19 protein-coding genes are annotated in these 16629 nt (G+C 72.8%); 6 read left to right on the top strand and 13 right to left on the bottom strand.

The features are described 5' to 3' along the window. Positions 1–38: 38 nt before the first annotated feature. Complete coding sequence (locus Q7L65_RS08715; RefSeq protein WP_370552534.1) at positions 39–1493, bottom strand: NAD(P)/FAD-dependent oxidoreductase; 1455 nt, start codon at positions 1491–1493, stop codon at positions 39–41. Positions 1494–1740: 247 nt separating this feature from the next. Between Q7L65_RS08715 and Q7L65_RS08720 the strand changes: the two genes are divergently transcribed. Beyond that, a complete protein-coding gene (locus tag Q7L65_RS08720; protein ID WP_304720444.1) occupies positions 1741–2439 on the top strand; it encodes a SigB/SigF/SigG family RNA polymerase sigma factor in 699 nt (232 codons plus the stop codon). Between the two features lie 22 nt (positions 2440–2461). On the opposite strand, the gene Q7L65_RS08725 is transcribed toward Q7L65_RS08720, so the two are convergent. The 5 genes from Q7L65_RS08725 to Q7L65_RS08745 form a co-directional block, all read right to left on the bottom strand. After that, positions 2462–3607, bottom strand: coding sequence for a Vms1/Ankzf1 family peptidyl-tRNA hydrolase (locus tag Q7L65_RS08725; RefSeq protein WP_304720447.1), 1146 nt, complete (start codon positions 3605–3607; stop codon positions 2462–2464). 82 nt (positions 3608–3689) lie between these two features. Further along, complete coding sequence (locus tag Q7L65_RS08730; RefSeq protein ID WP_304720449.1) at positions 3690–3980, bottom strand: helix-turn-helix domain-containing protein; 291 nt, start codon at positions 3978–3980, stop codon at positions 3690–3692. A gap of 173 nt (positions 3981–4153) precedes the next feature. Next, on the bottom strand, positions 4154–5038 hold the full coding sequence (locus Q7L65_RS08735) for an RNA polymerase sigma factor RpoD/SigA (protein ID WP_304720451.1): 885 nt from the start codon (positions 5036–5038) through the stop codon (positions 4154–4156). A 52-nt stretch (positions 5039–5090) separates the two neighbouring features. Further along, positions 5091–5429, bottom strand: coding sequence for a hypothetical protein (locus Q7L65_RS08740; protein WP_304720453.1), 339 nt, complete (start codon positions 5427–5429; stop codon positions 5091–5093). Between the two features lie 62 nt (positions 5430–5491). Then, positions 5492–6136: a DsbA family oxidoreductase gene (locus Q7L65_RS08745; protein WP_304720455.1), complete on the bottom strand. Its 645-nt coding sequence runs from the start codon at positions 6134–6136 to the stop codon at positions 5492–5494. A gap of 181 nt (positions 6137–6317) precedes the next feature. On the opposite strand from Q7L65_RS08745, the gene Q7L65_RS08750 reads away from it, so the two are divergent. Both Q7L65_RS08750 and Q7L65_RS08755 read left to right on the top strand, forming a co-directional pair. Then, positions 6318–7514 (top strand): MFS transporter, encoded by a 1197-nt coding sequence (locus Q7L65_RS08750; protein ID WP_304720457.1) that lies wholly within the window; start codon positions 6318–6320, stop codon positions 7512–7514. A 164-nt stretch (positions 7515–7678) separates the two neighbouring features. Continuing rightward, positions 7679–8437: an SDR family NAD(P)-dependent oxidoreductase gene (locus tag Q7L65_RS08755; protein ID WP_304720459.1), complete on the top strand. Its 759-nt coding sequence runs from the start codon at positions 7679–7681 to the stop codon at positions 8435–8437. Here the strand turns inward: Q7L65_RS08755 and Q7L65_RS08760 are convergent. From Q7L65_RS08760 to Q7L65_RS08785, 6 genes are all read right to left on the bottom strand, one after another. Beyond that, the gene (locus Q7L65_RS08760; protein WP_304720462.1) at positions 8434–9042 is read right to left on the bottom strand and encodes a SpoIIE family protein phosphatase; all 609 of its coding nucleotides are present in this window, start codon (positions 9040–9042) and stop codon (positions 8434–8436) included. The genes Q7L65_RS08755 and Q7L65_RS08760 overlap by 4 nt on opposite strands. An 11-nt stretch (positions 9043–9053) precedes the next feature. Continuing rightward, on the bottom strand, positions 9054–9464 hold the full coding sequence (locus Q7L65_RS08765; RefSeq protein ID WP_304720464.1) for an ATP-binding protein: 411 nt from the start codon (positions 9462–9464) through the stop codon (positions 9054–9056). Beyond that, entirely contained in the window at positions 9445–9828 is a 384-nt protein-coding gene (locus Q7L65_RS08770) for an STAS domain-containing protein (protein WP_304720466.1), read from the bottom strand. Before Q7L65_RS08770 ends, Q7L65_RS08765 begins: the two co-directional genes overlap by 20 nt. A gap of 24 nt (positions 9829–9852) precedes the next feature. Then, positions 9853–10776 carry an STAS domain-containing protein gene (locus Q7L65_RS08775; RefSeq protein ID WP_304720469.1) on the bottom strand — a complete coding sequence of 308 codons (924 nt, stop codon included), beginning with the start codon at positions 10774–10776 and terminating at the stop codon, positions 9853–9855. Between the two features lie 51 nt (positions 10777–10827). Continuing rightward, positions 10828–12294, bottom strand: coding sequence for a PP2C family protein-serine/threonine phosphatase (locus Q7L65_RS08780; RefSeq protein WP_304720472.1), 1467 nt, complete (start codon positions 12292–12294; stop codon positions 10828–10830). An 80-nt stretch (positions 12295–12374) separates the two neighbouring features. Further along, complete coding sequence (locus Q7L65_RS08785) at positions 12375–12866, bottom strand: ATP-binding protein (protein WP_304720474.1); 492 nt, start codon at positions 12864–12866, stop codon at positions 12375–12377. Positions 12867–12957: 91 nt separating this feature from the next. Here Q7L65_RS08785 and Q7L65_RS08790 point away from each other — a divergent pair, with 91 nt between their 5' ends. From Q7L65_RS08790 to Q7L65_RS08800, 3 genes are all read left to right on the top strand, one after another. Continuing rightward, positions 12958–13296, top strand: coding sequence for an STAS domain-containing protein (locus tag Q7L65_RS08790; RefSeq protein ID WP_304720477.1), 339 nt, complete (start codon positions 12958–12960; stop codon positions 13294–13296). 92 nt (positions 13297–13388) lie between these two features. Continuing rightward, positions 13389–14270: a DMT family transporter gene (locus Q7L65_RS08795; protein ID WP_304720479.1), complete on the top strand. Its 882-nt coding sequence runs from the start codon at positions 13389–13391 to the stop codon at positions 14268–14270. A 131-nt stretch (positions 14271–14401) separates the two neighbouring features. Then, positions 14402–15355: a DUF559 domain-containing protein gene (locus Q7L65_RS08800; RefSeq protein ID WP_370552535.1), complete on the top strand. Its 954-nt coding sequence runs from the start codon at positions 14402–14404 to the stop codon at positions 15353–15355. 106 nt (positions 15356–15461) lie between these two features. Here Q7L65_RS08800 and Q7L65_RS08805 read toward each other — a convergent pair whose 3' ends face one another. Then, on the bottom strand, positions 15462–16589 hold the full coding sequence (locus tag Q7L65_RS08805; protein WP_304720482.1) for a DNA topoisomerase IB: 1128 nt from the start codon (positions 16587–16589) through the stop codon (positions 15462–15464). Between the last annotated feature and the right edge of the window lie 40 nt (positions 16590–16629).

The following is a 16629-nucleotide window of genomic DNA, read 5'->3' on the forward strand; positions in this document are numbered from 1 at the left end:
CACGATAGCGGCTCGGCGTGCGGCTGTGGCGGCGGATCTCATCGATCCGCCTCGTCGCCGGCCGCGGCGGCATCGACCTTGCTGCCGCCCGCGGCGGAGCCGGCGCCGTGCTGCTCCGCCCAGTCGGCCAGCTGCAGCCAGACCTCGCTGCGCGTCGGGAACGGCGCCGCGACCTGCGCCATGCGATCGAGCGAGACCTCGCCGGCGACCGCGATCGAGGCGGCGTGGACGAACTCCGCCACGTCGGGCGCGACGAACGTCGCGCCGATCAGGATCCGCCGCGCGGGGTCGACGACGAAGCGCACGTGCTGCTCGACGCCCTTGCCGTGGAAGCTGGCGGCGGCGGTCTTGTCGAGCCGCGCGTCGACGACGGCCGCGTCGACCCCGGCTCTGCGCGCGGTCGCGAGCGTGTGGCCGACGGCTGCGACCTGCGGCTCGCAGAAGATCACGCGCGGCGGCGGTCCGATCGGCAGCAGCGCCGCCGCATGGTCGCCGGCGATGTGCGCGGTCGCGACGCGCGCCTGGAGCTTGCCCTGGTGCGTCAGCAGCTCGCGGCCGTTGCAGTCGCCGATCGCGTAGAGCCAGTCGCGGCCCGGCACCTGCAGGTGCTCGTCGACCGTGACCGGTCTGCCGGGCTCGAGGCCGATCGTCTCCAGCCCGAGCCCGTCCGTGCGCGGCTTGCGCCCGGCCGCGACGACGAGCACCTCCGCGCGCAGCTCCTCGCCGTCCTCCAGCGTCAGCACGGAGGTCGCGTCCCCCTGGTCGCGGCGCGCGCCGGTCGCTCTGACGCCCGTGCGCACGTCGACGCCGTGAGCGCGCAGCGACGCGGTCACCTGCTCGGACGCCAGCTCCTCCTCCTGCGCGATCAGCCGCGGCCCCGCCTCGACGAGCGTGACCTGGGCGCCGAAGCTGCTCCACGCCTGCGCCATCTCGACGCCGACGACGCCGCCGCCGAGGATCAGCAGCCGCGGCGGTACCTGCCGCGCGGTCGTGATCTCGCGGTTGGTCCACGGCTCCAGCTCTGCCAGCCCGGGGATCGGCGGGATCGCGGAGGCGCTGCCGACGGCGATCACGACGGCGCGGCGGGCCTCCAGCAGCAGCTCCTCGCCCTCCGTCGTCGTCACGCGCAGGCGCCGCTCGCCCTCGAAGCGGGCGTCGCCGCGGATCAGCTCGATGCCCTTGTCCTCGACCCACGGCAGCTGCCCGCTGTCGTCGAGGTCGTGGATCACCTGGTCGCGGCGGCGCAGCGCGGCGATCGTCTCGATGCTCGCGTCGCTCACGCCGGGGACGCGGTGCGTCTCCTCCGCCAGCTCGCCGGGGCGCAGCAGCGCCTTCGACGGCATGCAGGCGTAGAAGGAGCATTCGCCGCCGACCAGCTCGCGCTCGATCAGTGCGGTCGCGAAGCCGCGGCCGGCGAGCTTGCCGGCGGCCACCTCGCCCGCCGGGCCGGCGCCGACGACGATCACGTCGAAGCTGCGGGTCGTCACGGGCATGGGAGGGGGCGGCGGGCTGATGTTCACGCGCTGACCTTACCCGGCGTCCAATGCCAGCAACCTGACATGCCGGCCGCGGGCCGCCGCTGCCGATCACTGAACCCGCGAGCGGCCGGGTACGCGTCTTGACATGCCCAGCCGAAGCCCGATCCGCCGTGGGGCGGCGCGGCAGCGGGGGGATGGCGGACCAAGCCATCGCCGCGGCGAATCCGCTCACGGAACGCGACGTCTGCTCGAGCGCTACCACGTGCGGGGCGACGCGCGTGCGCGAGACGAGCTGATCGCGCGCTTCCTCCCGCTCGCGCGTCAGCTCGCGCTGCGCTACTACCACGGCCGCGAGCCGCTCGACGACCTCGTCCAGGTCGCCTCGCTCGGCCTCGTGAAGGCGGTCGACCGGTTCGAGGTCAGACGCTCGACGGCGTTCGCGAGCTATGCGGTGCCGGTGATGCTGGGCGAGCTGCGGCGGCACTTCCGCGACAACGGCTGGGCGCTGCACGTCCCGCGCGGGCTGCAGGAGCTGGTGCTCGCGGTCGACAGAGCGGCGCAGCGGCTGCAGGTCGAGACCGGCCGCGCGCCGACGCCCGCGGAGATCGCCGACGAGCTGAAGCTGACCGTCGAGCAGGTGCTGGAGGCGCTCGACGCCGCGCACGCGACCGACACCGTCTCGCTCGACGCCCCGCGGCCCGCTGTCGACGGGGAGCGCGACGCTCTCGTCGACGCGCTCGGCCACGAGGACGGCAGCTACGAGCTGGTCGTCTACCGCGAGGCGATCGCGGGCGCGCTCGGCGCGCTGCCGGCCCGCGACCGCGAGATCCTGCGCCTGCGCTTCGAGGAGGACCGCACGCAGAGCGAGATCGCCGCCGCGCTCGGCGTCTCGCAGATGCAGATCTCGCGGCTCCTGCGAAGGACGGTGGAGCGGTTGCGGAGAGTGGCCGAGGCGAGTTAGGCCGCGTGCGCTGACGAGGGAGTCAGAACCGCAGCACCGCCGCGATCCCGCCGTGGGGACCCAGCTCGGGCCGGTCGCGCAGCGCGTGCACATCGGCGCGCTGGACGATCGCGGCGGCGATCGCATCCTCGAGGATGTTGTCGCGCGGCTCGGCGCCGTCCTCGCCGGAGGGGCAGTCGGTCGGGCCGACGCCGAGCCAGCCCGAGCTGGGGCAGGCGAAGCCGGGGGAGGAGAAGCCGGCCTCGTACAGCATCGCGCCGACGCGCCGCTCGTTGAGCGCGTCCAGCACGGCCCCGAGCCCGGCGGCCGCCCGTTCGCCGTGCGCGAGCCCCGCGTTCAGCTTGTCCAGCAGCACGTGCAGGTGCCGCTCGTCGGCGGCGTCGAACAGCGGTCTGGCGGCGGCGAGCGCCTGCTCGGCGCTGGCTCTCTCGACCTCGACGTCGAAGCGGCCGAGCGTGCGCTCGCGCAGGTAGGAGTGCAGCATCCGCTCCAGCTCCGGCCACAGCTCCGCCGAGGTGCCGACGGCGAGGTGGTCGAACGGCGCGCTGCGGAACTGCTCCAGCAGCACGGTCGCGCAATGCTCGAGATGCTTGCGGACCTCCTCCTCGATGCTGCGCTGGTAGTTGGACTGCGAGTAGCCGCCCTGGTCGTGCTGGCTGGGGACGACGTCCTCCAGCGTCACGAGCTCGCGCAGCGCGCCGTCGGGCGTGTCGCCGAAGACGCGCAACGTGCGGCGGCTCACGAGCGCGAGGCAGCGGCGGACGCGCCCGTGGCCGATCAGCGGATCGAGCCACGGCGTGTCGTTGACGACGACGGCGCCGGGGACCGCGTCGGGCAGCCGCAGCACCTCGAACAGGTCGGCGGGGCCGGAGGCGAACAGCGCGAGCGCGTGCGCGCCCTTCGCGGAGAACTCCTCGCCGCGGAGGAACTCGCGGACCCGCCCGACGTCGTCGTGCAGCGCGACCTTCGCGGCATGGTCGAGCTCGGCGTGGCGCGTGTGGCGCTCCGCCGCGTCGACGAGCGAGGAGATCTGCGCCGCGCGCGCGGGCGGCGTTCCGAACGATGCCGGATCGAGGTCCACGTAGACGCTCAGCACTTTGTGTCCGTTCTGGGGGTGCAGTGCTGCGAGCCGGCGGAGCCGGTCGTGATCGAGGTCGTTGACCTGCACGTCGTCAGTCCTCCTATGGTCACCCTGCTCACCACGGTGGGTACCTGCTGACGGCAGGTCGGAAACCCCCGATCGTGCCCGCTCACGGCGATGTCGGTCTCCTTGTGCGACGGCGGCGTCTGGGCGGCGGGTCGGTCGACCGCTCCTCCCACAACGCCATGATCTCGGACAGCTCGAAGTCGAGTCCGTGCGAGAGCTTGATCAGGACGCGAAAGGTGGGGTTGATCTCTCCCCGCTCGATCGCGCCGATGTAGTTTCGGTGCAGGCCACTTCTGTAGCCCAGCACTTCCTGAGATAGACCACGACGAGCGCGCAGCTCGCGCACGGCGCGGCCAAGCCTCTCGTGATCGCTCGATTGGATGACAGCGCTCATGGACGAGAAACATTTCAGTCTCCGCGCCTCGGGTCTACAGCCCATCCTGGTTCAAATAGCACGAAGGAACTGGTGTTTATTCGGCGTTCGCCCTCAGGCTGGTAATTCACTCAACGATACGTATGGTTTTGGGGCCTCTGGGACGCCCTGCGAGAGAGGTGCTCGGCGAGCGCTCAGGCCGCGTCGGCGAGCGCGGCCAGCTCGCGCGAACCGGCCAGTTGGGCGAGCGCCTCGCGCTCGATCGCGCGCACCTGCGACGGCGCGAGCGCGAGCTGGCGTCCGATCTGCGCGTGCGGCAGCGGCGCGCCGTCGGCCTCGAGGCCGAAGCGCAGCTTGATCACGTCGCGCTCGGGCGACGGCAGGCCGTCGACGGTGCGGCGCAGCGTCTCGCGCTGCAGCCGCTCCCCGACCTGCTCGTCGACTTGCGGCGCGTCGCTGGGCAGCAGCTCGCCGAGCGTCGTGTCGGTGTCGGCGGCGACGACCTGGTCGAGGCTGGTGAGCGAGCGCGACAGCTCGCGCAGCTCGGCGACCTGGACGTCCGGCAGGTCGGCGGCGCGCGCGATCTCCTCGACCGACGGCTGACGGCCCAGCTCGGCCTCCAGACGGCGCATCGCGGCCGACACCTTGCGCTCGCGCTGGGCGACGTTGACCGGCAGCCGGATCGCGCGGCCGTGCGTCGCCATCCCGCGCTGGATCGCCTGCCGGATCCACAGCGTCGCGTAGGTCGAGAAGCGGAAGCCCTTGCGCCAGTCGAACTTCTCGACCGCGCGGATCAGCCCGACGACGCCCTCCTGCACGAGGTCGAGCAGCGCCAGCTCGCTGACGCCCTGGAAGCGCCGCGCGATCGAGACGACGAGACGGAGGTTGTGGTTGACGAGCCGCTCCTTCGCGCCCAGGTCGCCGCGCTCGATCCGTCGCGCCAACTGCAGCTCCTGCGAGGAGGTCAGCAGCGGATAGTGGCTCGCGCGCCGCAGGAACAGCTGCAGCGCGTCGAGCGTGTCATCGGCGAGCGGGGCCTGGGGGCGCGGGCCAGGCGCCTGTGTCGGAGTGTCTGCCATCTCGTTCTGGCATGTACCCCTCGCACCGCGCGGCTATGCGGCGGTTCTCAGATCAGCGGCGGTAGCTGAAGCGCACCTGGGGGCCTCTGCGCGTGGTGCAGAGGACTCTCACCGGCGTCGGTCTGAGCTGTATCTGCGAGCACGTGAACGGCGGGACTCTGCAGGCGGTCGTGTAGGAGCGGCACGCTCTTCTGCTCTTGTACGAGCGCGAATGCGCCGCCGCGACCCGTCTCGCCTCTCTGCAGCCGACGCCGTCGCCGACGAGGCTGACGACGCCGCTTCTCGCGGGCGCGGCACATCTGACTATGCGCGCCTGCGCGGGCGTCACCGCCACCGTCGCCGCACCAGCCACCACGACCGCGACCACCGCGGCTCTGCACAGACGAAGCATCCAGTCCCTCCCCGGAGACGTCGGACTCACCTTTCCGCCATCTTTGCAGAGGCCGGCGCGGCCTATGCGGCCTGGCGTTCGCCCCAGGCGTGCTGGAGCGCCTGCAGGTACGCCTCGACCGGCTGAGCGCCGGAGACGCCGTAGCGGCCGTCGAGCACGAGGAAGGGAACCCCGCGGATGCCGAGTCTGGCGCCCAGCTGCTCCTCCGCGCGGACCTCGTCGGTGAAGCGGTCCGAGTCGAGCAGCTCGTGCGCCTCCGGCTGCGTGATGCCGGCCTCGGCGACGGCGTTCGCGAGCGCGGCCGGGTCGCCGATCGCGAGGCCCTCGGTGAAGTAGCCGAGCATCAGCCGCTCGACGACGCCCTGCGCGACGCCCTGCTCGCGCGCGAGGTGGATCAGCCGGTGGGCGTCGAACGTGTTGCCGCCTCTGGCGATGTCGAAGCGGAAGTCGATCCCGTCCTCGCGGCCCAGCTCGACGAGCTGCGCCTGGCGCGCCTTTGCCTCTTCGACGGTGCTGCCGTACTTCGAGGCGATCAGCTCGGCGAGCGTCCCCTCGATGATCCGCGGCGCGCTGGGGTCCAGCTCGAACGAGCGCTGCACGAGCGTCACCTCGTCGCGCGCGTCGAACTGTTCGAGCGCGGCCTCCAGGCGGCGCTTGCCCAGATAGCACCACGGGCAGACGACGTCGATCCAGAGTTCGAGTTCCATCTAAGCCAATATAGAGGGCGATTCGGAGCTAACCTCGGTCCCATGTCGCACCGTCAGTCCTCCCGCTTTCGCCTGACGCCGCCGTAGGCGCGCGCCGCCGGCCGCCCGTTCGCGGCCGGATCGGTTCCTGCGGTCCGCGATGCGCGCCGTCCTCGCGGGCGGTCGCGAGGAGGTTGCTTCGATGTCGGTGTTCGGCGCGCTGCTGGCGCGCGCGGACGCGAAGGCGCTCGCCTTCGCGTGCGCAGTCGGATGGTTCGCGAACGCGAGCCTTGGCCTGGCGATCGTGCTGCTGGTGCAGCGCGCCGGCGGCTCGTTCGCGGTCGCGGGCGGCGCGGTGGCGGCGCTGTCGCTGGGCGCGGGCGCGCTCGCGCCGGTGCGCGGCCGCTTGGTCGATCGCCACGGCGGGCGTGCTCTGCTGGCGTTCGCGGTCGTTCAGAGCGCTGCCTTGCTGATTCTGCTGATCGGCGCGCTCGCCGGTTCGCCAGCTCTGCTCGCGATCCTCGCGGCGGCGGGCGCGGGTGCGGCGGCTCCGCCGCTGATCGCTGCTGCGCGCGCACGCTGGCCGCGGGTCGCCGGCGATCGCCTGATCCGCACCGCCCACGCCCTCAACGCCCTCCTCGGCGATCTCGCGAGCGTGCTGGGACCGGCCGCCGTCGGAGGATTCGCGCTGCTGTGGGGGCCGGCGGCGGCGTTCGGGGTGGTGGGCGTCTGTCCGCTGGCGGCGGCGGGGCTGATCGCGCGGGTGGGGGGTGGGGCGGGGCGCGTTCGCTCGCCCGGCGACGGATCGTGTCACGGCGCCGCGCGCGAGTCGCCAGCGCGGTGCAGCGTCCTGCGCGGCAACCCCGGGATGCTCACCGTGCTCGGCTGCGACGCGCTGCTCGGGGTGCTGCTGGGGGCGGTCGAGGTGGTCGGCCCGGCGTTCGCGGGCAGCGAGGGGAGCACGGCGTTGGCGGCGGTGCCGCTGGCTGCGTTCGCCGCCGGCAGCGTCGTCAGCTCGCTGTGGAGCGGGCGGCGCGGTCGGGCGGGCACGCCGCAGCGGCGCTTCCTCGCTGGCTTCGCGCTGCTCGCGATCGTGCTGCCGCTGTGCGCCTGCGCGCGCTCGGTCGCGGCGCTCGCGACGGTGCTCGCGGCCGGCGGCGCCGGCTACGGGCTGCTGAACGTCGCGCTACTGGAGCTGCTCGACGAGCTGGTCGAGCCGGCCCGCGCGGTCGAGGCGTTCACGTGGCTGACGACCGCGCAGGGCGCCGGCATCGCGCTCGGCGCGAGCGTCGCGGGCGCGCTTGCCACGACCTCGCCGGATCGGGCGCTGACGGTGATCGCGCTCGTGGCTCCGCTTGGAGCGCTGCTCGCGTTCGCGCGCCGCGGGACGCTCCCCTGAGGCGCTGACGGCCCCGCGCAAGTCGGCAGGATCAGGCAAGACAGCGCCCGGATCCGTCTACGGGGATCGACCGTCTCGTTGATGTACTGCAAGACGCGGCACGAACGACGCCGCGACGCGACGACAGACGACTCGCGGTGCATCCGCGGAAAAGGACGTGACCCATGACGATCGCCGTGATCGCCGGAGGAAGTGCTGGGATCGGACAGAGCGCCGCAATTCGGATCGCCGAGCAGGGATCCGGCGTCATCCTGACCTACTACAGCCACCCCGAGGGTGCTGAGGAGACGGTGGCCGAGATCGAGAAGCTCGGCGGCAAAGCCGTCGCGCTGCCGCTCGACATGGGAGATTCAGCATCGTTTCCCGCGTTCCGGGAGGCTGTTGTGGGCGCGTTGGCCAAGACCTGGGACACCGATCGAATCGACTACCTGGTGAACAACGCGGGGGTCGGACAGATGGCGATGCTCGAAGCGGTGACCGACGAGATCTACGAGACGCTGCACCGTGTGAATCTCAAGGGCCCGTTGTTCCTCACCCAGGCGTTGCTGCCCCTCCTTCGCGACGGCGGCGCGATCGTCAACACCACGAGCTCATCGACCCAGCCGCTGGGGATGTCGCTCGGCTATTCGGTGTACGGCGCGATGAAAGGCGGCCTCGTGGTGCTGACCCGCTACCTGGCCAAGGAGCTCAGCGCTCGCGGCACCCGAGTCAACTCCGTCTCACCCGGCACGACGCGGACTCGTCTCGGCGGGGACGCGTTCGCGAAGCATCCCGAACTGATCCCGCCGATCGCCGCCCGCACCGCGCTCGGCCGCATCGGGGAGCCGGATGACATCGGAACCGTCATCGCCTTCCTGCTCTCCGACAACGCCGGCTGGATCACCGGGCAAGACATCGAGGTGTCCGGCGGGTACAACCTCTAGCCCGCGCCCTCACCCGGCGCGAACCGCGCCAGCAGCACGAGCGCGTCGTCCTCGGGACCGCGGCGGTGCCGGCGCAGGAGGCCGTCGGCGAGCGGGCCGAGGGCGCCGCGGACGCGCAGGTCGTCGGCGACGGCGCCGCTGACGCCGTCGGTTGCGAGCAGGACCGTGTCGCCGGGGACGAGCGGGAGCGTCACCGGCACGAGCTGCGGGAGCTGGTCGCCGACGACGCCGGCCAGCAGCAGCGCCGCGGGGGAGGGGGCGCCGGCGACTGCCGGGACGAGCACGCCGGCGACGTTGCCGACCCCCAGCCACGTCAGCGTGTGCGCGCGCACGTCGATCCGTGCGACGGTCAGCGCCGCACCGCGCGTGTCGGCGAGCGCCTCGTGACAGGCGCAGACGAGCGCGGGCAGCGGGTCGTCGACGTGCTCCTGCACGACTCTCGCGGCGAGCTGCGACGCGGCGCTCGCGGCGACGCCGTGGCCGAGCCCGTCGATCGCCGCCACCAGCACGCCGTCACGCCCGACCGCCGCCACACAGGCATCGCCGCTGACAGCCTCGCCGCCGGCCGCCACGTTTGCGACGCCGAGCGCGACGTCAGGGTGCAAGCCGGCGCCGCTCACTCCGGCCCCCACTTCGTCATCGTGACCGTCGTCCCGCCCTCGGACGAGCTGATCGAGAAGTCGTCCATCAGGCGGCGGGCGCCGGGGAGGCCGATCCCCAGGCCGCCGCCGGTCGTGTAGCCGTCCTGCAGGGCGCGCTCGATGTCGGCGATGCCCGGGCCCTCGTCGTACGCGACGACCTGCACGCCGCTGCGGCCGCGCACGTCGACGCGGCGCACGACGATCTCGCCGGAGCCGGCGTACGCGGTGATGTTGCGGGCGACCTCGGAGATCGCGGTCGCGACCAGCGTCAGATCGGTCGCGCCGAGCCCGAGCGACTCGGCCAGCCGGCGGCCGGCCTGGCGGGCGGCGACCACGTCGTCGTCCGACGCGATCCCGACGCGCACCTCAGCTGCCGGGGCCGCCATGGCGCTCGGGCTCCCCGCCGAGCGACTCGAGCAGGACCAGGCCCTCCTCGAGGTCGAGTGCCGTGCGGACGTCCTCCAGCGACGTGCCCAACTGCACCATCGCGAAGGCGACCTCCGGCTGAATCCCCACCAGCACCATCTCAGCTCCCCGCAGCCGCGTCATCTGCGCGATCGCTCTCAGTGACCGCGCCACGAACGAATCCATCACGTCGAGCGCCGCCACGTCGATCACGATCCCGCGCGATCGATAGCGCCCGACCTGCTCGATCAGCTTCTCCTGCAGTTGCAGCACGTCCGTGTCGGTGAGCGCCGTCTGGATCGAAGCGATCAGCACGCTGCCCTGCTTGAGGATCGGGACGGGCATACGGGGCGGGCGGCCGGCCGCGACCTACCGCAGCGCGTCCGCGGTCTCGGTGCGCACGGTCACCTCGTAGCCGAGCAGCCGCTCGGCCTCCTCGATGCCGCCCTGCAGGTCGCCGACCGCGTTGACCTTCGAGAGGTCGACGCCGATCGTCACGAGCGTCTGCGCGATCTCCGACGAGAGGCCGGTGATGATCACGCTCGCGCCCATCAGCCGCGACGCCTCGACCGTCTGCAACAGGTGGTTGGCGACCGTCTGGTCGATCGTCGGCACGCCCGTGATGTCGATCACGACGACCTTCGCGCGGTTGGTGCGGATCCCGCGCAGCAGTTGCTCGGTCACCTGCCGCGCGCGCTGCGAGTCGAGCACGCCGATGATCGGCAGGATCAGCAGCCGCTCGCGCACCTGCAGCACCGGCGTCGACAGCTCGCGGATCGCCTCCTGCTGCTGGCGGATGATCCGCTCGCGCTCCTGCACGAACGAGACGCCGACCGTGTTCGCGATCCGGTTCGCGGCCGGTTCGTAGGCGTCGAGCACGCGGTTGAGCAGCTCGAAATCCGACTGGTACTTCTCGAACAGCGAGCGCGCGAGCACGTCACGCAGCAGCAGCACGATCCCGAGCACCTCGTCGGTCTCGACCCCACGTGGGATGATCCGCTCCGACAGGTTCCTCGCGTAGTCCTGCAGCGCCTCGACCGAGCCGGTCTCGAGCACCTCGATGTAGTTGTCGTAGACGGAGGTCGCCTCGGCGAAGATCTCGTCCGACGTCATCGCGGTCAGCAGCTTCGCGTCGGTGATGCGGCGCGCCCACTCCTCGCGCAGTTGCGTGCGGTTGCGCCGCAGCAGCGCGACCAGCTCGCGCAGCAGCGACGCGCTCGACTCGGGCGCGACGACGGGAGCGCTCGCTCTCGTTTTGCGGGCTGCTCTCGCTGCTCTCCTACCCTCGGCCATCGGCGCTCCCCGGGTTCGAACGACGCTGTGCGGAGTCTGACATCTCGGCGCTCAGGCGACGCGCGGGATCCGGATCGCGACGACGGCGAGGTCGTCGCGCGGCGGCCCGTCGCTGGCGTTGAGGACCGCGTCCTCGACACGCTCGGCCGCCTTCGCGGCGGACACGTCGCCGATCTCGCGCAGCAGCGCCATCAGCTGATCGACGCCGAACACCTCGCGGCCGCGCTTGCGGACCTCGGTGACGCCGTCGGTGTAGAGCAGCAGCATGTCGCCGGGGCCCAGCTCGACCGTGTCGGTGTGCAGCGAGGGATCCGGGACGACGCCGAGCACGGTCGAGTGCGTGCCGACGGCCTCGACCTGGCCGCCCGCGCGCCGCACCAGCGGCAGCGGATGGCCGGCGGTGACGAAGTCGACGCGGCCGCCCGTCGGCGACAGCTTCAGCTGGCCGTAGAGCGCGGTGCAGAAGCGGTAGTCGCTGCGCTGGTCGAGGATCGCGGCGTTCAGCATCGCCATCACGCGCTCGGGCCGCTGCTCCCACAGCGCGGCGGCGCGCAGCGTGTAGCGCACGAGCGCAGTCAGCGCCGCGGCGTCCGGGCCCTTGCCGCAGACGTCGCCGATCGCGATGCCCCACGTGTCGACGCCCTCGATTCTGAAGACGTCGTAGAAGTCGCCGCCGACGACCATGCCGTCGCCCGCGGCGCAGTAGCGCGCATCGAGGTCGAGCCCGGCGACCTGCGGCAGCCGCTGCGGCAGCAGGCTGCGCTGCAGCGTCTCCGCGATCTCGCGCTCGAGGCCGTAGATCTGCGCGTTGCCGAGCGCGGCCGACGCGACCTGCGCGAGCTGCACGAGGATCGCCTCGGCGCCGGCGTCGGTCTCCTCGACGCCGAACACCTCGATCTCGCCGACGACGAGCCCGCGGCGGCCGGTGAGGCTCGCGCGCAGCACGTTCGGGATCGCCGGCGCGTCGCGCGGCGGAGGGTTGCCGGAGACGGCGGTCAGCTGCTCGCGCAGCTGCAGCGAGCTGGGCAGCTCCAACTGCGCGCGGGCGGCGCTGCCGCCGAGCACGTGGCGTGCCTCGGCGGTCACCAGCTCGATCACGTCGGCGACGGGCAGCGCGGCGTTGAGCGCGACGGAGACCTCGGCGACCGACTGCAGTTGGCGCGCGTGCTCGTGCTCCAGCCGCGCGACCTCCTGCACCTCCAGGTAGCCGCGGTGGGCGATCTCGAACGTCGCGAGGCTCTCGCGCAGGAAGTCGGCGGCGCGCTCGGCCAGCAGCGCCTGGCGGATCGGATCGCGCACGGGCAGGACGCCCTGGGCGACCGCGCGGCGGTGCGCCTCGGCCAGCTCCAACAGGCTCAGATGCCCGCCGACGGCCTCGCGGCTGAGCTCGTAGGCGGGCGTCACGTGCGCCTCGTCGCCGGACTCGAGATAGCGCAGGAAAGCCGCCCGATAGCGCTCGGCGAACGTCCCGTCCGAGCGCGTCTCCTGCTCGCGTGTTCTGCCGGCTGCCCCGCTCACGGGTGCAAGGATATGCGCGCGCGGCGGTCGGGACGAGCGCGGGGGCCGAATATCTGGCGCGCGGCGGACCTGCGGGGCCTTCAGGCGCCGTCCAGCTCGCACCAGACGCAGGTGCGGCCCGGCCCGTGCTCGACGCCCCAACGATCGGTCAGCTCGGCGATGATCGGCAGGCCCCAGCCGGAGCGCTTCTCGTCGCCGCCGAGCGACGCCTCGGCGATCGTGCCTGCGCGCGCGCGGGGATCGGTGACCTCGATCCGCAGCGTCGAGGCGCGCCGCCGCAGCTGCAGTGAGATGCGGTCCTCGCGTCCGGCGGCGCCGTGGCGTATCGCGTTGGTGACGAGTTCGGAGATCACGAGCAGGGCGGCGTCACGGCGGTTCGCGCTCCATTGGGCGAGCGCGTCCGTGACGGCGCGGCGCGCGAAGTGCGGCGCGTCGCTGCTGGCCGCGAGCGTGATCTCGATGCCGCCGGGCGGCGTAACGTCGACAGAGGCCGAGTGCGCGGGACCGCGCGTCGATCGATACGAGTGGCGATCGTGCGGCATCTGCAGGGAGAAGGAGGCGTCCGCTTGCATGCTGCTCCCTCGCTACCCGCAACGTGGTGCTCGCCAACCTCTCGACCGTGTCAGGCATCGAGACGCTGACTTCGGGGTACAGGTCCGCACAATGACAAGCCTTGGACCGATTCCCACGTTCGAGGTCGCCGTCGAGCGCCGCGAGAAGACGCTCGTGGCGACCCCGGCGGGTGAGCTCGACCTCGCCACGGCGCCGCAGCTGCTGGCCGCGCTGCGCGCGCACGACGACTACGAGCGACTGGTGATCGACCTCCGCTCGCTCTCCTTCATGGACTCCTCGGGCCTGCGCCTGCTCGTCTCCGAACGCGACCGCGCGGTCGCCGGCGGCTACGAGCTGCGCCTGGTGCGCGGCGGGGCGGAGATCGGCCGGCTGCTGCGATTGACGCGGCTGGACGAGAAGCTTCCGTTCGTGGAGGCGGAGGAGGTGTAGGGGGAGGCCGGGGCGCCGGCTGCCGTTGCCGTGCCCCCGCCGCGCGGGGCCGCCCGCCCGCGCGCCCACCGGTCGCGGGCATACTGGCGGGGATGCCCGCCGCCGCTCCCACCGCGCGCCCTGCGGCGCTGCCCTGGCGGGCGCCGCCGCAGCTGCTGTTCGTCGCCGGCGCGTTGACGCAGTACGTCGGCGCCGGGCTCGCGGTGCTGTTGTTCGCGCGCGTGCCGGTTGTCGGCGTGGCGTGGCTGCGGGTGCTCGTCGCCGCGGTCGTGATGGCGGCGTGGGCGCGGCCGTGGAAGCTGCGCGGCGAGGCGCGATGGACGCGCCGCCGGCTGCTCCTGGTCGCCGGCTTCGGCCTCGCGCTGACCGGCATGAACGCCGCCTTCTACCTCGCGATCGACCTGCTTCCGCTCGGCACGGCGGTCGCGCTCGAGTTCGCGGGTCCGGTCGCGGTCACCGCGCTCGGCTCGCGCACGCGCCGCGACGCGCTGGCGCTCGCGACGGCCGCCTGCGGAGTCCTGCTGCTCGCCGACGTGCACGTCTCCGGCAGCCCGCTCGGCGTCGCGCTCGCGCTGACGGCCGGGGCGCTGTGGGCCGGCTACGTCGTGCTCGGCCACCGGGTCGCCGCCGACGAAGGGATCAGCGGACGCCCGGGCCTGGCCGCCGCGATGCTCGTCGGAGCGGTCGCCTTCGCGCCCTTCGGCGCCCCGGCCTCGCTCGACGCGCTCGTCTCGCCGGGCCTGCTGGCGGCGTGCGTCGGCGTCGGCCTGATGTCGAGCGTCATCCCATACGCCCTCGACCAGGTCGCGATGGCCCGCCTTCCCCGCGCCCGCTTCGCCCTCCTGCTCGCAATCCTCCCCGCGACCGCCACCGCCGCCGGCCTCCTCGTCCTCCAACAGGTGCCGAGCCCCGCCGAGACGGTAGGGATCGCGCTGGTCGTCGCGGCGACGGCGCTGGGCAGCCACGTGGACTGAGGCTGCGAGCGACAGCGCGCAGCGGCGCCGCAAACCTGGCACAGAATCGGCACACCCCGCCGCTCACGCTCCACCTTTTTCCTGGCACGCTGAAGCGCATGTCCGCGTCGCCCTCAGAGCAGCGGCACTTTTTGGTCGCTCAGCGACCAAGAAGTGCCGCTGCTCACCCGGATGCTCGCCTCAGCGCGCTCGCCGAGAGACAGCACGGGGTTGTCGCGCGTCGGCAGTTCGCTGCGATCGGCGTGACGCCGGCGGCGGAGAAGTCGCGCATCGCCAGCGGCCACCTCGTGCGGCTGCACCGCGGTGTCTACGCCGTCGGGCATCGACGGCTCACGCCCGACGGTCGCCTGCTCGCTGCGGTGCTCGCCTGCGGCCAAGGCGCGCTGCTGAGTCACCAGGATGCCGCCGCGCTGCACGGCATTCTGCCGTCAGTCGACAGTCTGTTCGTCCACGTCACGAAGGCGGGGCGCTCGGTGCGGCATCCTGGGATCGCCGTGCACACCCGCCGCTCCGTCGATCCGGCCGACGCGGCGCGGGTGCGGGGGATACCGGTCACGGCGGTGGCGCGGACGCTCGTGGACATCGCCGCTACGCCGCGGTTGGCGAAGGCGTTGAACGAGGCTGAGCGGCTCGGCAAGCTCGACGCGCGCGAGTTGGCGGCCGCGCTGGGGCGCACGCGCGGGCGGCACGATGCGGCGGCCACGGTGCGGCTGCGACGCGAGCTGGATCGGATCGAGGCGATCGGCTGGCAGCTGACGCGCTCAGACCTGGAGGATGCGCTCGACGGGCTCGTGCGCGACCACGCCCTGCCGCCTCCCCGCACGAACCTGAAGATCGAACGCCGCGAGGTCGACGCCGTCTGGCTCGCCGAACGCGTCGCCGTCGAGGTCGACGGCTGGGACGCTCACCGCGGTCGCGTCGCCTTCCAGCGTGACCGCACGAAGACCAACGCCCTCACGCTCGCCGGCTGGACCGTCCTGCGCTTCACCTGGACCGACGTGACCCGCCACCCCGCCGACACCGCCGCCGCGATCAAGAGCGCGCTGAACATCGCCGCCAATGCGACGGCCGCCAGAGCACCCTGACGGCCACCGGCCGCGACCGATTTCCGCCTGCCTGCTCGACCCGGTCCTCCTCGTAGCCAAGCACCCGCGCACCAGTAACGGAGAGTGAGAACGAGACCGCCGGTCCTCAGCCGGACGGGGAGCGACGCCCCACCCGCTCAACCCCCGCCGCCCCTGCATCGCCTCCGATCAAGTCCAGCACCGCTCTGCGGACCCGCTCGTCGACGGGCCGTTCCTCGACGGGCTCCCCGGGGTGGGGCTCAGCGGGTTCGGCGAGTGAGCCGGCGATCGTCAGGCCGGCGTGGAAGCGGTCGATCACGCGCGGGTCGACGTAGCTTCTGCGGCAGACGGCGGGGGTGTTGCCGAGGAACATCGCGACCTCTCTGACGGCCGCGGTCACGATCCGTCTGCGCGACGCGCGGGCGCTCGCCTGATCAGCGCGGACGGCGAGCGCGACAGCCATCAGCGCGGTCGCGTTCCAGGTGCGGAAGTCCTTTGCGCTGAAGTCGCCTCCGGCGGCCTCCTTCAGGTACGCGTTGACGTCGTCCGCCTTCAGGTCGACCCAGCGGCGTCTGCGTTTGTAGGCGAGCAGTTCGGGGCCACCGCCCCGCCGGCGCTTCAGCGTCAGGACGATCTCGCGCGCGTCGGCGTCGATCACCTGCTGGATGCGCCGTTGCCCGTGCTTGGCGGGGTAGTCGAAGACGATCACCCCGTCGTCCACGCGCACGTGGCTTCTCAGCAGCGTCGTCAGGCCGTACGTCTCGTTCTGCTCCGCGTAGTCCTCGCTGCCGATGCGGAAGAAGCCGACGTCGAGCAGGCGCACGGCGCAGGCGAGCACGCGGACGCGGTCGAGGTCGTTGTCGCCGCGCCCGCCGCCGCCGACGGCACGGCCGTCGCCGTCGGCACCCGCGGTTCGCAGGTCATCCCTCACCCGCCGCCGCAGCGCCGGCAGCGCGTGGGCGAAGGCGAGCATCGCGTCGAACTTCGCGGCGTCGCGGCGTCTGCGCCAGGCGTCGTGGTAGCGGTACTGCTTGCGGCCGGCGGCGTCGACCCCTGTCGCCTGGATGTGACCGCGCGGATCGGTGGAGATCCAGACGTCTGTCCACGCGGGCGGGATCGCGAGCGCGCGGATGCGGTCGATCGTCGGGCCGTCCTCGACCCGTTCGCCGTCGGCCTGCACGTAGGAGAACCCGCGCCCGCGTCGCAGCCGCGTGATGCCGGGCGCGGAGAGATCGACGTGGCGGGTGCGAACCATCGCCACATCGTTTCCCGCTACGCCGCCAACGCACGCCTGG

The organism is Conexibacter sp. CPCC 206217, from assembly GCF_030646165.1.
GTDB lineage: Bacteria > Actinomycetota > Thermoleophilia > Solirubrobacterales > Solirubrobacteraceae > Conexibacter.

Excerpts from the sequence above, each read along its gene's own strand:
- Q7L65_RS08730 (WP_304720449.1), bottom strand. The coding sequence starts at position 3,980 with ATGAGCGCTGTCATCCAATCGAGCGATCACGAGAGGCTTGGCCGCGCC.
- Q7L65_RS08765 (WP_304720464.1), bottom strand. The coding sequence starts at position 9,464 with ATGGCGGCCCCGGCAGCTGAGGTGCGCGTCGGGATCGCGTCGGACGAC.
- Q7L65_RS08750 (WP_304720457.1), top strand. The coding sequence starts at position 6,318 with ATGTCGGTGTTCGGCGCGCTGCTGGCGCGCGCGGACGCGAAGGCGCTC.
- Q7L65_RS08735 (WP_304720451.1), bottom strand. The coding sequence starts at position 5,038 with ATGGCAGACACTCCGACACAGGCGCCTGGCCCGCGCCCCCAGGCCCCG.
- Q7L65_RS08790 (WP_304720477.1), top strand. The coding sequence starts at position 12,958 with ATGACAAGCCTTGGACCGATTCCCACGTTCGAGGTCGCCGTCGAGCGC.
- Q7L65_RS08805 (WP_304720482.1), bottom strand. The coding sequence starts at position 16,589 with ATGGTTCGCACCCGCCACGTCGATCTCTCCGCGCCCGGCATCACGCGG.
- Q7L65_RS08770 (WP_304720466.1), bottom strand. The coding sequence starts at position 9,828 with ATGCCCGTCCCGATCCTCAAGCAGGGCAGCGTGCTGATCGCTTCGATC.
- Q7L65_RS08785 (WP_304720474.1), bottom strand. The coding sequence starts at position 12,866 with ATGCAAGCGGACGCCTCCTTCTCCCTGCAGATGCCGCACGATCGCCAC.
- Q7L65_RS08795 (WP_304720479.1), top strand. The coding sequence starts at position 13,389 with ATGCCCGCCGCCGCTCCCACCGCGCGCCCTGCGGCGCTGCCCTGGCGG.
- Q7L65_RS08740 (WP_304720453.1), bottom strand. The coding sequence starts at position 5,429 with ATGCTTCGTCTGTGCAGAGCCGCGGTGGTCGCGGTCGTGGTGGCTGGT.
- Q7L65_RS08755 (WP_304720459.1), top strand. The coding sequence starts at position 7,679 with ATGACGATCGCCGTGATCGCCGGAGGAAGTGCTGGGATCGGACAGAGC.
- Q7L65_RS08775 (WP_304720469.1), bottom strand. The coding sequence starts at position 10,776 with ATGGCCGAGGGTAGGAGAGCAGCGAGAGCAGCCCGCAAAACGAGAGCG.
- Q7L65_RS08715 (WP_370552534.1), bottom strand. The coding sequence starts at position 1,493 with ATGCCCGTGACGACCCGCAGCTTCGACGTGATCGTCGTCGGCGCCGGC.
- Q7L65_RS08745 (WP_304720455.1), bottom strand. The coding sequence starts at position 6,136 with ATGGAACTCGAACTCTGGATCGACGTCGTCTGCCCGTGGTGCTATCTG.